General features: G+C 66.5%; 14 protein-coding genes. All 14 read left to right on the top strand.

Annotated features, from left to right (window positions below; all coding sequences use genetic code 11):
* Window positions 1–25 precede the first annotated feature (25 nt).
* The 14 genes from O7618_RS22235 (at window position 26) to O7618_RS22170 (ending at window position 14,359) form a co-directional block, all read left to right on the top strand.
* Window positions 26–985 carry an NAD-dependent epimerase/dehydratase family protein gene (locus tag O7618_RS22235; protein WP_278108052.1) on the top strand — a complete coding sequence of 320 codons (960 nt, stop codon included), beginning with the start codon at window positions 26–28 and terminating at the stop codon, window positions 983–985.
* Window positions 986–2,260, top strand: a complete 1,275-nt coding sequence (locus tag O7618_RS22230; RefSeq protein ID WP_278108051.1) for a condensation domain-containing protein — start codon at window positions 986–988, stop codon at window positions 2,258–2,260. It abuts the gene before it with no gap.
* Window positions 2,257–3,168, top strand: a complete 912-nt coding sequence (locus O7618_RS22225; RefSeq protein WP_278108050.1) for a GNAT family N-acetyltransferase — start codon at window positions 2,257–2,259, stop codon at window positions 3,166–3,168. The genes O7618_RS22230 and O7618_RS22225 overlap by 4 nt, the downstream gene beginning before the upstream one ends.
* The gene (locus O7618_RS22220; protein WP_278108049.1) at window positions 3,165–4,061 is read left to right on the top strand and encodes a TIM barrel protein; all 897 of its coding nucleotides are present in this window, start codon (window positions 3,165–3,167) and stop codon (window positions 4,059–4,061) included. Before O7618_RS22225 ends, O7618_RS22220 begins: the two co-directional genes overlap by 4 nt.
* Complete coding sequence (locus tag O7618_RS22215) at window positions 4,058–4,963, top strand: DegT/DnrJ/EryC1/StrS family aminotransferase (protein WP_278108048.1); 906 nt, start codon at window positions 4,058–4,060, stop codon at window positions 4,961–4,963. The genes O7618_RS22220 and O7618_RS22215 overlap by 4 nt, the downstream gene beginning before the upstream one ends.
* Window positions 4,964–5,045: 82 nt before the next feature.
* Window positions 5,046–6,326, top strand: a complete 1,281-nt coding sequence (locus O7618_RS22210) for an IS701 family transposase (RefSeq protein ID WP_278103967.1) — start codon at window positions 5,046–5,048, stop codon at window positions 6,324–6,326.
* A gap of 395 nt (window positions 6,327–6,721) precedes the next feature.
* Window positions 6,722–8,014 (top strand): M20/M25/M40 family metallo-hydrolase, encoded by a 1,293-nt coding sequence (locus O7618_RS22205; RefSeq protein ID WP_278108047.1) that lies wholly within the window; start codon window positions 6,722–6,724, stop codon window positions 8,012–8,014.
* Window positions 8,011–8,994 carry a phosphotransferase gene (locus O7618_RS22200; RefSeq protein ID WP_278108046.1) on the top strand — a complete coding sequence of 328 codons (984 nt, stop codon included), beginning with the start codon at window positions 8,011–8,013 and terminating at the stop codon, window positions 8,992–8,994. Before O7618_RS22205 ends, O7618_RS22200 begins: the two co-directional genes overlap by 4 nt.
* On the top strand, window positions 8,991–9,791 hold the full coding sequence (locus tag O7618_RS22195; protein ID WP_278108044.1) for an inositol monophosphatase family protein: 801 nt from the start codon (window positions 8,991–8,993) through the stop codon (window positions 9,789–9,791). The genes O7618_RS22200 and O7618_RS22195 overlap by 4 nt, the downstream gene beginning before the upstream one ends.
* The gene (locus tag O7618_RS22190; protein WP_278108043.1) at window positions 9,788–10,942 is read left to right on the top strand and encodes a DegT/DnrJ/EryC1/StrS aminotransferase family protein; all 1,155 of its coding nucleotides are present in this window, start codon (window positions 9,788–9,790) and stop codon (window positions 10,940–10,942) included. The genes O7618_RS22195 and O7618_RS22190 overlap by 4 nt, the downstream gene beginning before the upstream one ends.
* A 170-nt stretch (window positions 10,943–11,112) precedes the next feature.
* A complete protein-coding gene (locus tag O7618_RS22185) occupies window positions 11,113–12,399 on the top strand; it encodes an ATP-grasp domain-containing protein (protein ID WP_278108042.1) in 1,287 nt (428 codons plus the stop codon).
* Entirely contained in the window at window positions 12,399–13,133 is a 735-nt protein-coding gene (locus O7618_RS22180) for a hypothetical protein (RefSeq protein WP_278108040.1), read from the top strand. Before O7618_RS22185 ends, O7618_RS22180 begins: the two co-directional genes overlap by 1 nt.
* A 52-nt stretch (window positions 13,134–13,185) precedes the next feature.
* Entirely contained in the window at window positions 13,186–14,037 is an 852-nt protein-coding gene (locus O7618_RS22175; protein WP_278108039.1) for an LLM class flavin-dependent oxidoreductase, read from the top strand.
* Window positions 14,038–14,092: 55 nt separating this feature from the next.
* Entirely contained in the window at window positions 14,093–14,359 is a 267-nt protein-coding gene (locus O7618_RS22170) for an acyl carrier protein (RefSeq protein WP_278108038.1), read from the top strand.
* Window positions 14,360–14,370: the final 11 nt, after the last annotated feature.

Genomic DNA, 14,370 nt, shown 5'->3' with positions numbered 1-14,370 from the left:
GGAGAGTTCCTTGCCAACGACGTCCATGAACCTCGAACACTTCCGCGGGAAACGGATCCTCGTCACGGGAGCCGCCGGCTTCATCGGCGGACACCTCGTGCATCGTCTGGTGGCGCTCGGAGCGGCCGTCGTGGGTCTCGACCGCGTACCCGCCGCCGAGTTCCCTGGCGAGCGTCACCTCGTCGGCGACGTGACCACACTCGATCCCTCGATCGTTCGCGAGATCCAGCCGGAACTCGTGTTCCACCTGGCATCCGTCGTGGGCGTGACCGAGGCGGCTGCCGATGCGGACATCACGACCGACGCCATCGTCGGCGGCACGAGAGAAGTCCTCGATGCGGCCGCGCGCGCCGGTTGCCGGCACTTCGTGTTCGTGTCGTCGTCGGAGGTCTATGGAGAAGCGGTCGCGTTCCCCATCACCGAATCGACGCCTCACGCCCCGCTGTCCGCCTACGGCAAGGCCAAGTCCACGGCGGAGCGGCTGGTCCAGGAGCAGACGAAAGCTCACGGCATGCGGGCGACGATCATTCGCCCGTTCAACGTCTACGGCCCTCGCCAGCGTCTCGACTTCGTCATTCCCCGCTTCGTGTCCCTGGCGCTTCGCGACAAGGCCATCACGCTCGTCGGAGACGGCCAGCAGCTGCGCACCTTCACCTACATCACGGACTTCGTTGCGGGCACCCTGGCCGCCGTAGCCGAGAAAAGCCATGGCCCAGCCATCTACAACATCTCGGGAGCGGACACCTGGAATCTGGAGGCTGTCGCCGTCGGCGTCGTGCGGGCACTCGGTTCCCGCAGCGAGATCGTCATCGTCGATCCGGCAGACCTCCACCGGCCGCCGGACATCGAGATCAAGCACCGGGTTGCCTCGCACAGCCTCGCCGGTCGCCAGCTGGGATACGTGCCGCAAGTGCCCCTCATGGAAGGCATCGGCAAGGTAGCTGCGGCGATGCGGCAACCGGTCGAGTTGGCCGGGGTGAGCTAAGTGCCATACCGCGAGATTCCTCTCTCACCGCTGCAGCGTGAGATGTGGCGCGCCGAGCAAACGACCGATTCGGCCCGCGAAAACGTCTACGGCGCGCTCCGGCTACGTGGCCCGCTGCACATGCCGGCGCTCACCGAAGCGTTGGACGCCGTGGTGCGTCGGCACGAGCCGCTGCGCACCTGCATCACGGGTGGCACCAACCCGGTCCAACGGATCGAGGAGCGAGTGTTCGGGCTCCCTGTCCAAGAGGTCTCCGATCTCGCAGAGGCGATCGCAACAGTCAACGCCGACGCCGCTACCAGGATCGAACTTGACGAACTCCCGCTGTGGAAGGTCCGGCTGCTGCGCCTCGCACCCGACGACCACGTGCTCGGATACGTGTTCCATCACATCATGGTCGACGGATGGTCGCTCTACTTGTTCCTGCGGGACTTGTCAGAGGCGTATGCCCTGGCGCTCGCCGGCAAACCAGCGGACCTTCCGCCGCTCGGCTACACGTACGCCGACTACTGCGCCGAAGAATCGCGATCTTCCGAATCGGAACCGCTCGCCTCCCGTATCGAGCACTGGCGGCGTCTGCTCCCCGAGGAGCTGCCCGTTCTGGACATGCCCTCCGACCGACCCCGCGTGAACGGCGCGGAGAGCCGCGGCGCAGCGATTGAGCTCTCGATCGACGCAGGCCTGTCCCTCGCGATGAGTGATCTCGCCAGGGAACACCGGTGCACCGTCTTCAACGTCATCCTTGACGCGGTCGGTGCCGCAACCGGCTCGCAGGCGGGGACCTCCCAGGTGATCCTCGGCGTGCCGTTTCACAACCGGACCCGCCGGCAACAGAGGGCGATGGTCGGTTACACCGCCAATGTGCTGCCCATGGCCCTGAACGACCTAACCGGCCGCTGCTCCGTCGCAAGCCTTCAGCGCGCTCGGGCCGTGAGTACGGCAGCTATGCGCCATCCCGGCATCCCACCCGAGGTCATCATGCGAACCCTGTACGGCGAGGAGGGCCTGCCCTATCGGTTCTGCCTCAACGTGCAAGCCCCGCCCGGCATCTCCTACGCGTTCCCCCACCTCGAGTTGTCCCGCGTGGCCCTGATAGACAACGGCACCGCGAACTTTGATTACGAGCTTAGGCTCATCCCGGATGGCGACCGGATCAGAGGCTCCCTGACGTACGACGCGGACCTGTTCCTCCCGCAGCGCGCCGAATCTCTCTGGTCGGACATCCGGGCGAACCTTGTGGAGATGACCCAATCGCAGCATCGAGGGCTGGCGTGAGCGCCGCGACCGTCACGGGGCTACGTACGGTGACGGACCGGAGGACGTGGGCTGCTCTGGCAGCACAGGCGGTCGGCGCCACCTTCTTTCACAGCTGGGAGTGGGCCGAGTGCGTCAGCCGCGAGTTCGGCTGGCGACCCCACCGGCATGTGATTGACACGCCTCGCGGCCGCTGGCTGTGCCAGAGCTTCCAGACCTCCCGCGGACTCGAGTCGGGGCCCATCGGATACGGCGGCCCGCTGCCGCTATCCGACGCTGCGGAGGCCGACCACCCGGAAGCCGTCCTCGCTGCCGTGGAGGAAGCGGTGGGAACACGGTTCACCAGGATCGTCTGTTCTCCGGACCTGGAACTCACGCTGAATCGGGCGGGCGGTCGCGAGCAGAGGACCAGCATCGTGCGCCCAGCCCGCTCCTGGGACCTCACCTGGTCCTCCGTACTAACCGGCAACGCGCGAACGGCGGTGCGCGCGTGCCGGCACAACGGTGTCACGGTGACCATGGTCCGGGACGCGGCCGAGGTGAACAGCGTCTACGACATCTACGACGAGTCGATGGAACGCGTCGGTGCCACCTACCGCACGCCACCCGCCTTGCTGCGGGCCCTGGTATCGCTCGGCGACGACCACGTCTGGTTTTTGCGGGCCGACTGCCAGGGGCGACCAATCGGGATCGGCATGTTCTTCCGACACTCACACCATCTGTTCCATTGGATAGGCGCCTACCGGTCGGCGGATCGTCACCTCATGTCCACGCACGCGATCCTCGGCGCCGCAGTGAAAGAGGCCGTAGAACGGGGCACGACGGTGATCGACCTCGGCGCTTCGATGACCGAGGGTCAGCTCTTCGCCAAGTCGCGCTGGGGAGCCGTGGAGCGGCCGTACCAAGTCTACGAGGAGGCAACTTCGTGACCGCCGGAATCCACCCCCTCATGCCGTTCTGGGGCTTGGACGTCAGCCAGCTTGACCAGCGTTGGCTCGACTGCGGACACGGCGTCGAGGCGCTGCTGTTCCGCGCTGACGAACTGCACGAGCTAGCCGTGTTGGAACGCAATCTGTCAACCGTAGCACCGACTGGTCCCCTGACCATGCACTTCCCAATGGACGCCAACTACCTCGAAGATCGCTGGATCCGGGACCGGCTGTACGAGTTCATCGACATCGCGCTGCGCCATGGCGGGAGGGGAGTGGTGGTACACACCAACTACCTCATTCCGGTGGAGCGCCTGTACCGTCACGACCTTGCCGCGTTGCGACAGCGGTTCCTCGACCTGTTCAGCGAGGTGGACGAGTACCTTGCCGGGACGGGGCTCTGGCTCGGCGTGGAGAACATGCCGCTGATCGGCGACCTCGGTGACGATGTGGACGCGGTCTTCGTCTACCCGTCCGACTTCGCCGCTCTTCGCTTCAACAACGTCGGGATCACCTTCGACCTCGCCCATTGGGTCGGCGCGCTGGAGAGCAGCCATCAGGCCGCCAGGCACGAACTGCCTGCGGAGATCCTGCCGCCGGTGCAGCACTGCGACCTGCTCGACGTCACCGCCCTCCGGGACAGGATCAAACATCTACACTTCGGCGCGGTATCCGGCGTTGCGCTCCCGATCCGCCGGTCGCGGGCGCAGGGTGGCGATCTGCCCGGCGATGATCCGCGGTACGCCGCCCTGGCACAGTCCATGTGCGGTGCCGGACTCACGATGAGCTTGGAGTTGACCGAGGCGGACTACCGCCGACGCGTGAACCTGTGGCGAGGACTCGACTGGCTGAGCAACCGCGGCTTCGTCGCCGGCGGGCAGGCCCCGGCGTGAGCGACACCCGTTACATTCCAATGCCGGCCCGGCTGCGCGAGGCCGTGTACGACGACGCGCCCACCGCCCTGGACCTCCTGCGATTGGCCCGACGGCCGCACCAGAACACCCCGGCCGCAGCGGGCCGTGCGCTCGCGCGGCACCTCGCGTCTCCCGACCCGGTGCTGCTGACTGACTCGGGCACCAGCGCACTCACCCTGGCGCTGCGGTGCCTGGGCATCGGCGCCGAGGACGAGGTTGCTCTCGCAACGTTCAACTGCCCCCAAGTCGTCGACGCGATCCTGGCCGTTGACGCGGTGCCGGTGCTGTTCGACAGCGATTCCGTCACGGGGGCGCCGGACCCCGCTAGCCTGGCTCGCGCGATCACAGGGCGGACCCGCGCCATCCTCCTCACCCACCATTTCGGTGCGGTGGCCGACAGCACCGGCGAACTGCTGAACCTCGCGCGATCGGCGGCGATACCCGTCATCGATGATGCGGCACAAGCCTTGGGCGCGAGCCTGCACAGCATCCCGGCGGGCCGGCTGGGCGACATCGGTGTCCTGAGCTTCGGGCGGACCAAGCCGGTGAACTGCTTCGGCGGCGGCGCGCTGCTCCTGACGTCCCGCTTCCAGCCACCCCGGATGGCTCCTCCCGGCCGCAACACCGTACGCCGTCACGCGCTGAGATTGGGCTACGAGCGTTTTGTGCGCGCACGCGGCCCTGCCGCACGGCGAGCTCTGTCACGCGTTCTCGCGCCACGTCCACTCCTGCACGACGTCGCGGAGGCGCTGGCGGCCCGGCCGGCGGGTGCGAATCCGCCCACGCCGATGGCTCCAGCGTCGGTCATGCTGCTAGTACGGCAGCCGCCGTTTGAGATGTTGCTGGTGGGGGTCGGTAGACGAGGTGCGGCCACCGCGTGATCGTCTGTCTGCTGTGGACATAACTTCAGATCTGGCGGTGGCCGCGTGCCACAGCGTAGACCCTGCCCGGTGGCGGCAGGTCCTGGCCGGGGTGTGCGATGCGTTCGCGGGACGGTTCGGGCGGGTGGAGCCGCGGCGGGCGGCGGCGGCGTTCGTGACAGGGCTGCTCACGAATATCGAAATCAAGACGTGTTGGCAGTTGGCGGAGCAGGCCGGGCATGGCCGGCCGGACGCGATGCAGAGGTTGCTGTATCGGGCGAAGTGGGACGCCGACGCGGTGCGTGACGACGTGCGACAGGTCGTCGTCGACCGGCTTGGCGACCCCGACGGGGTCCTCGTCGTTGACGAGACCGGCGATCTGAAAAAAGGTGTGCACACCGTCGGTGTCCAGCGCCAATACACCGGCACCGCCGGGCGGATCGAGAACGCGCAGGTTGGCGTGTTCCTGGCCTACGCGAGCAGACACGGCCACACCCTGATCGACCGCCGGGTCTACCTACCGAAGTCCTGGACCGACGATCGACAGCGGTGTGAGCAGGCCGGCGTCCCGGACGACGTCGCGTTCGCCACCCGATCCGAGCTGGCCGACGACATGATCACCGCCGCTGTTCAAGCCCTGGTCCCGGCCCGATGGGTCGCCGCGGACGAGGCCTACGGCAACAACACTCGGCTGCGGGGTGAACTGCGCAAACTGCGCCTCGGCTACGTCCTGGCGGTCTCCTGCGATCATCTCGTGCCGATCGACGGCGGGAAGACCCGTTGTCGCGCCGACCGGCTGGCCGCCGACCTGCCTGCCACCGCGTGGACCCGGCGCAGTGCCGGCGACGGGTCGAAAGGGCCACGGTTCTACGACTGGGCATGGCTGACCGACGTCGGCGCCGACGGCGACTCGGACGACGACGGCCGGCACAGTCTGCTGATCCGCCGCAACAACACCACCGGTGAGCTGGCCTTCTACCGTTGCTGGACACCCGGCCCGGCCACCCTCGCCCAGCTCGTGCGGGTAGCGGGAGTTCGTTGGGTCGTGGAGGAATCGTTCCAGGCCGGAAAGGGTCAGGTCGGTCTTGACCAGCACCAAGTCCGCCGCTGGACGTCCTGGCACCGGTTCACCACCCTGGCCCTGGCAGCCCTCGCGGTCCTCGCGATCTGCGCCGCCGACGCCCGAACAGCAGACCGTCACGGTCAACCCGACATGATCGAGCTGACCGTCAACGAGATCCGCCGCCTGATCAACATCCTGCTCATCCGGCCGACCCGCAGCATCGCCTACCGTTTGCGCTGGTCAACATGGCGACGCCGACACCAAGCACGAGCCAAACGAGCCCACTACGCCCGCCGCCTCAACCTCGAATTCCCACCATGATCACGAATGGCGGCTGCCGTACTAGGGCACAAAATCCAGGAACTGCCACGGAACGTGATCCGATGGCGCCGCCGCGCAGAAGCTCTAGCCGAACTGCTCGAGGATCTTCCCATCGGGCTGCCGGCGATGCGAGGCGAACAGTGGTCAGGAGCCTCATTCGTGCTCCGTGTGCCGCCCGAGCACCGTTGGCCGTTAGGAGCCTTCCTCAGCTGGCGAGGGTTCCAGACCAGCTGGGTGCACTATCCGCTGCACCGCCAGAGGCGCTATGCCCGGTACGCGCGCCAGGAACACCCCGGCTCCGAACACCTGTGGCGACGCACCCTCCTGATCCCCTGCCGTTCCCTGACACCCACACGGCGTGTTCACCTGGCCGCCTCGATTCGGGAGTACTTCCAATGACCCGACACATCGATCGAGACGTCGACCGGCTAATCGAGCGAGACCGCAATTTGATGGTGGAACTGACCACCGAACTCATCGGCTGCCGCCCGACCTACGCGGGCCCGACAACGGGAATCCGCAAAGCGCAGAGCATCATGGCTAGCGCGCTGCGCGACGCAGGCATGCGGCTCGTCGACGTTCCAGCCGCTCCCAACTTGCGACACCACCCCCTCTACGTCGGCGTAGAGGAATGGGCGGACGACTTCGCGCACTACGAGCCGGGCGTACACCCCCTCGTCGTCGCGCGGGTGGACGTCGACCCCGCCCTACCGACGCTGGCGCTCAGCGGACACATCGACGTAGAGCCCGTCGACGAGCAGGAGTGGACGGACCCGGCACTCGCCGGGGGCTGCCTGCGTGACGGAGCAGTCTTCGGCCGAGGCGCCTCCGACATGCTGGGCTCACTCGCGGCCTACGCCGTCGCCGTCCGTGCCGCAGCACGGCTCGGCGGCCCTTTGGTCAATCTTGAGGTGCACAGCGTGCCTGATGAGGAGCTGGGCGGCAACGGCACGTTGGCGCTGCTGGCGGCGCATCCCACCCCGGATCACGTGCTCGTCGGAGAGCCAACGTCCATGCGGATCTGCGAGGCGACACTGGGTTTCCACCACTTCGTCCTCAACGTCGAGGGCCGGCGGACCCACATGGCGGAGTCGTCCGACGCAGACTCGGCGATCGAGCGGGCGGCGGCAGCGATCACCGCCGTCGCCGCAACTAGGCAGGACCTCGCCAACCGCATTCGAAACAGTCCGGGCTTCGCGGCATATAGCAGCAACCCGCTGGCGATCGGCAAGGTCCAAGGAGGGTCCGACGCGGCGGTACCTCCCCTGGCCTGCCGAGTCGAGGGAGTGGCCTTCTCTGCTCCCGAAATGTCGATCGGTGACGTGCGCGAACTGTTGGCCACAGGTCTACGCGAGCGAGGCACGGAATTGGCCGATCCCCGGCTCACCCGGATGTCGTTTCCAGGAAACCCCCCATCCGCCGACCGTCGCCTCCCAACCTCCCTGGCGGCCTGCCTGCGCTCAACCGGAGAACAACCCGAGTGGACCGGCTTCCCTTCCCCCTGCGACCTGCGGCTCTACCACGCCTTTGGCGCAGCGGGAGTGGTTTGCGGACCGGGTGACTTGGCGCAGGCTCACGCACCGGACGAACACGTCGAGGTGGACGCACTCGTCGCCTTCGCTAAGGTGATCACGCGGCTGATCTTGAATTTCACGGTTGACAACTCGGTAGAGGACGTTACGCCATGACGGAACCACGACTCCACGCGACGGTCGATATTCGGGAGGAGGTGGTTCGGGAACTATTCGCCAGCCACACTCTCACGGCCGTCGGAGTGACCCCCATGAGCGGTGGGATCATCAATACCAACATCCGGGTCGACTGCACGGACCGGCCGTACCTGCTACGTATCTACCAAGCTGAACGCAGCATTGACGAGATCGAGTTCGAGCTGTCCGCGTTGCGGCGACTCCACGATGGCGGGATTCCGGTTCAGCGCCCGGTCGACCCGGTCGAAAATCGACCGAGGGAACTCGAAGGCCGGTTGTACACCATCCTCACGTTCATTGAGGGTGAGATCATGGACGAGGCGGAAGTCTCTCCGGCCATCGGCAAGCAGATGGGCCGGTTCCTTGGTGACATGCAGAACGCCCTGGAGGGCTTCGTGCCCGCCGGCCAAAAAGCACGGTGCGACGGCGACTTCATCGACAATCTCGTGCGGGAGGCGGTGGGCGCCCTCCACGCCCGCGGCGAGGTCCCACTCGCCGAGAGCATCACCGCAAGGTGGCAGCAAGCCCGCGAGCCCTTCCTCGCGGATGAGCTGCCCCTCGGGCTCGTGCACGCCGACCTCTACCCAGGCAACGTCATCCTCCGGAACGGATCTGTGGTCGGTGTCATCGACTTCGATGACGCCTACTACGGCACGCAGTTCTTCGACGTGGCGATCGCTGCCATGGAGTTCGCGTTCCGCGGCGACGTCGACCTTGACGTCGAGATCGTCCGGGATTTCGTCTCCGCATACGAGGCCACCCAGGCCAAGATAGACAACAACATGTTGCTGGATGCGATGTTGCTGAACTGTTTCCGCTTCTTCGCCTACACCCTGCCGTTGACCCTCGAAGCCGATGAACCGGCGGAGACGAACGTCTACGCCCGACGCATCTCCCTGTTCAGCGACTCCAAATTCAGGCGCGACATGCTCCACCGACTCGGGAGGCGTTGCCCGTGAGTTACTACCGGTACCCCGTCGAAGAATTGCTGCAGCTAGTCAACGAACTGGGTGACAAGGCAGTACAGGCCCGTGCCGCAGGCATCGCAACTCGGCGCAAACCCGATCGCACCGTGGTTACCGAGATGGACCTTTACATCGAGGAGAGGCTATTCAAGTTCGTCCGCGCGCGCTTTCCCGATGACGGGTTCGCCGGCGAGGAAGGCAAGGCCGTCGCGTCCCGATCCGGGCGGGTCTGGCTGGTCGACCCCATCGACGGCACCCAGCAGTACGTACGCGGTCAGGACTTCTGGGGCATCCTCGTGGCCTGCGTCGCCGACGACGTCCCCGACCTAGGGATCATCGCTCACCCCGCTCGACAGGAGGTGGTGTGGGCCGAACGCGGAAAGGGATGCCACGCCGGCACCGGAGCACGGGAGGAGCGGTTACGCACATCCCTGGTCGACCGGATCGAGGACGCGTACGTTCTCCACAACGGCATAGACTTCGCCTGCCGGACGGACAAGCTCGACCAGTTGCGCCGCATCGTGCAATCGGCCGAGGCTGAGCGCGGCTACGCGGACTCCTTCGGCCACACGGAAGTCATCCGGGGACATGCCGACGTCATGATCGACTTCCTCGCCGAGCCGCACGACATCGCCGCGGTCGCGGTCTGCGTCGTCGAGGCGGGAGGATCCTGGTCCGGCCTCAATGGGCAGAACTCCGTCCACCAGCCGGGACAGGTGTCCGTGACCGCCAACGGTCCTCTGGGTCCGCTCGTGTCCGCCGCGCTGACGGCAGAGGTGGTGGCATCGTGACCCACCAGGTTCCCTTTCACCGACTGATCGCCTCAGACGACGAAATCGAGGCGATGGTGCGGACGCTTCGGTCCGGCTGGCTGACCACCGGCCCGCAGGTGCGAGAGTTCGAGTCGGAGTTCGCCCGCGCCGTCGGAGTGAAGGACGCCATCGCGGTCTCGTCCGGCACCGCGGCGCTACACCTCCTCCTACTCGCCGCCGGCATCGGACCCGGCGACGAGGTGATCGTTCCCACGCTAACTTTCACCGCCACGGCGGCCAGCGTCGCCCATGTGGGCGCACGCCCGGTACTCGCGGACGTCGACCCCGACTCGCTGATGTTGACCGGCGCTGAGATCGAACGCCGGTTGACCAGCCAGACCCGGGCGGTACTGATGGTCCACTTCGCCGGGCTGCACGGTGACATGAAGGACCTCACCGCCGCCGCCGGTCCGTCCCGCCTGGTGTTCGAGGACGCCGCACACGCCCTCCCATCGAGCCGTGACGGACGGCACGCCGGCGCCGTCAGCGACGGCGCCGCCTTCAGCTTCTACGCCACGAAGACGCTGAGCACGGGCGAGGGCGGAATGGTGATCCTGCCCGACCGTGAGCAGGCTGCCCGTGCTCGGAAACTGTTGCTGCATGGCATGAGCAAGGGCGCGCTGGACCGGTACGGCTCGGGGTCGTGGTGGTACGACATCGAGGATCTTGGCTTCAAGTACAACATGACCGACGTGGCGGCCGCGTTGGGCCGACAGCAGTTGACGACACTGACAGCACGACGAAGCGCGCGCCGGACGATTGTCGACGCCTACGACTCGGCCTTCGCGAGTCATCCAGCTCTCCAACTGCCGAGCCGGCTTGACGAGGAGTCGCACAGCTGGCACCTCTATGTGCTGCGGCTCAACCTCGATCGCCTCCACTGCTCCCGTGACGCGTTCCTCGACCAGCTGAGACAGCGCGGGATTGGAGCAAACGTGCACTTCATACCCCTGCACCTGCACTCCGCGTACCAACGCCGCTATGCCTATCGTCCCGGCGACTTTCCTCAGGCGGAAGGGGAGTACCAACGGATGATCTCCCTGCCCCTGTGGCCCGGCATGACGGCGCGCGACATCAGCGCGGTGACCACCGCTGTACTGGACATCGCCGAGGCCGAGCTCAAGGGCTAACCCCGCCGAGCAGAGCCAGTAACTCGTCTTAGGCACCCCGCTCGCCCGAGGTGCCTCGCCCGCGGCGGCACCGCCTCGCCACCCCAGCGGCACCTCGTGTCCGGGCCGTCACCCATCACAGGGACATCTCTACCGTTCAGCGGCCCACCAGACGCAACGGAGGATTTATGATGAGAACCGCCCCGCAAGGCACCGACACGACGCCACCCCGTCGGTTCCTGGCCTTCATCGAGAGCAACATGACCGGTACCGGCATTCAGGCGTTGAAGCTCGCCCGCGCCAACGGCTACCGCGTCGCTTTTCTCACCGCCGACTTCGACCGCTACGCGGCCGACCTGGACGCCATCGACACCATAGTCAGCCAGGCCGACGAGGTCGTCACGTGCGACACCCAGGACGTACACGCCATGGAGAAGGTGTTGCGGAGCCTGCCCGTCCCGGTGCTCGGCGTCATGACCGTCATGGATCACTTCGTACCACTCGCGGCGGCCACCGCCCAGCGGTTGGGACTACCGGGCCTGAGTCCACAGGCCGCGGACAAGGCACGGAACAAGCTCAGGACGCGCGTCGCATGTGCGGAGCGGGGCGTCGCCGTACCAGCTTTCCGGTTCGTTTCGTCTCCAGCGGAAATCGACGCCGCTCTCGACGTTGTCGGACTGCCATGCGTGCTCAAGCCGGTCGACGAGTCGGCGAGCATCGGTGTGGCGTTGTGCCGGACCCGGCAGGAGGTGCATGACCGGATCAGCCTGCTGATGATCAGCCCGATCAATTCCCGGGGCCAGCGCAGGACCCCTGGAGGGCTCATCGAGGAGTGCCTCTTCGGCCATGAGGTCAGCGTGGAGACCTTCACCTATGGCGGCCAGACCAGAGTGCTCGGAGTGACCGACAAACTGCTCGGCCCGACACCTCACTTCATAGAACTCGGGCACACCTTCCCGTCCTTCCTGCCGGAGACGTCTCGTCGGGCGGTCGCCGATCTGGCGGTGGCCGCCCTTGACGCGATCGGATTCGACTTCGGCCCAGCCCACACTGAGGTCAAGCTGACCGGGCAAGGCCCGTTCCTAATCGAGATAAACGCGCGCTCGGGAGGGGACTTCGTGCCTGACCTCGTGCACCACGCCACCGGGATTGCCCTGCTCGAAGAGTCGATCACCGCCCATGCGGGCGGAGAGCCAGACCTGCGCCCGAAGCGGAAGAGAGGGGCTGCCATCAGGTTCCTGGTGGGTCGTCGGGGTGTGGTCGAAGCGGTGCCAGACTTGAGTATCCTGAGCAACTTTCCCACCGTCGTGTCGTCCCGCATCAAGGTCGCGCCCGGCTGGCACACGCGCTGGCCCACCAACAGCCACGACCGCATCGGGTACGTGATGACGTGTGCCCCGACGGCCCCAAAGGCCGCCGCCGACGCGGACGCCGCCCTGGCGCACCTCAACGTCACGTATCGGGAAGCGGTGGCCTAGTGCTCGTGCCGGTGGAGGGCGGACAGCCGGGGAAGAGGGCGGACGCGGCGATGATCGGAAGCCGGAGGACGTCAAGGGTGGTAGCGCAAACCGACCTTGCAGGCCTGGACGCGGGTCGTTTGATGGACCTAATGGCTGCAATGGTGTCGATCTTGACAATACCGGCGGTCGCGAGCGACCACGCCGACGCTCTCGCCGTACCGGTCGGCCAGGGCGAGCAGTCTCGCCTCAAAGCAGCCATCGACAAGTGGGAGAGGAACGACGCTGCACGCCGGCTGCTGATCACTAATGGCAACCCGGCAGAGCGAACGTACCGCGAGATCACCCTGGAGTACCTACACGAGCTCGGCCTGCGCCGCTTGGACGGGGTCCACGTCCAGCGGGAACCAGCGCCGAACACAGCGATCCAGGCTGCGTGGATCGTCGACCGGGTCGAGGAGTTCGACGTAGAGGTCGTCGGCGTCGCCGTTGCGGCGTACCACCTTCCCCGGGTCTACCTCACCGTCCTGAAGGAGTTCGTCAAGCGCGGCAAACTGTTGCCTCTCGTGCCGCTACCGGTGCCACTCGCACCGACAAGCCCGAGCCCCGAGACCGGGATGAGCCAGTTTGATCTCGTGCCGGGAGAAGCCCTACGCATGCTGAGATACGTGGACCTAGGTTGGGTTGCTAGCCCCGAAGAACTGCGGGCCTACCTCGACTGGCTCTGGCGGCACCACCGGGCGCTCCTGCGGTGACCGGCAGATGGCGCGCGGACCGCAAGATACCGCGGGAGAGACAGGAAAAGACGTGAAGCGCGGCTTGATGGTATCGACAGTCGGCGAGTACGCGGACCCAAAAGTGCTGGTGTCGCTAGCCGTCGCGGCCGAGTCACACGGTTGGCAAGGCTTCTTTCTCAACGACTACCTGCTCTACAAGCGGGATGTGCCCACCCCGGTCACGGACACCTGGGTGGCGCTGGCGGCCATCGCCGCGAAAACCAGGAGAATCGTGATCGGCCCCATGGTCACCGCTCTGGCCCGCCGCGACCCGTGGACGGTGGCAAAGCAACTCGTGGCGCTCCAGCAGCTCGCCCCCGGACGCATCAGGTTCGGGACCGGAGCCGGAGGTCCGGCGGAGGCGGACTTCGGTGCGTTCGGTCGCGAGACGTCATACCAGCAGCGGCGCGACAGAATGCTGGAGGCGCTCGGACTTCTGCGGCAGTTCCTGAACGGGACACCGGCGCGCCATGTGGGCACCTACTACCAGGTGGCAGCGGTCAAGCTGTTGCCGCTCCCGATCACACCCATTCCGATCTGGGCCGGCGGCTACTGGCCAGGCCGATCGATCCTGGAGCTTGCCGCCACCGCGGACGGTGTGTTCCCGGAAAAGCGGGATGGTGACCTCACCCCTGACGACGTCGCGCAGATGCGCGCCGTCGTGGACGGCATCGCTCGACCGGACGGGCTGAGGACCGAGCTGATCGTCGAGGGTCGGACCGACGGAGAGGAATCGAGATTCGACGGCTACGCCGGTGCCGGAGCCGACTGGTTCCTGGAGTACGTGGGTTGGCGGCGAGGGGGACCGGCGGCAGCATACGAACGCATCCGACAAGGGCCGGCGGGTGGCGGAGCAGCACCGACGCGCTCATCGAACCTGTGATCCACACCCGGCCGATCGTCCTAGCCGGACCCGTTTCCGACGTTGAGGAGAAGACATGATCGAGAACCCGACCAACCAGCACCAGGTTTCCGAGCCCGCCGTCCTGGACGCTTTGTTAAGGACCGCGACGGAGGCCCTTGAACTACCGGTGACCGCGAATGACGATCTGTTCGACCTCGGACTAGACTCCTTGAGCGCTCTGGAGATCTGCGCCACGATGGAGGATCAATTTCCCCTCGAATGCTTCCCCGAGGATGTGTTCGAGCACCCGGTTCCCGTGGACCTCGCCCGTCATCTCTCCAGTCGTTCGCACACCACCTGAGCGCTTCGCCG

The organism is Micromonospora sp. WMMD980 (genome assembly GCF_029626035.1).
Taxonomy (GTDB): domain Bacteria; phylum Actinomycetota; class Actinomycetes; order Mycobacteriales; family Micromonosporaceae; genus Micromonospora.
The sequence above is the reverse complement of the archived record's forward strand: the minus strand, read 5'-3'. Positions and strand labels throughout refer to the sequence as shown.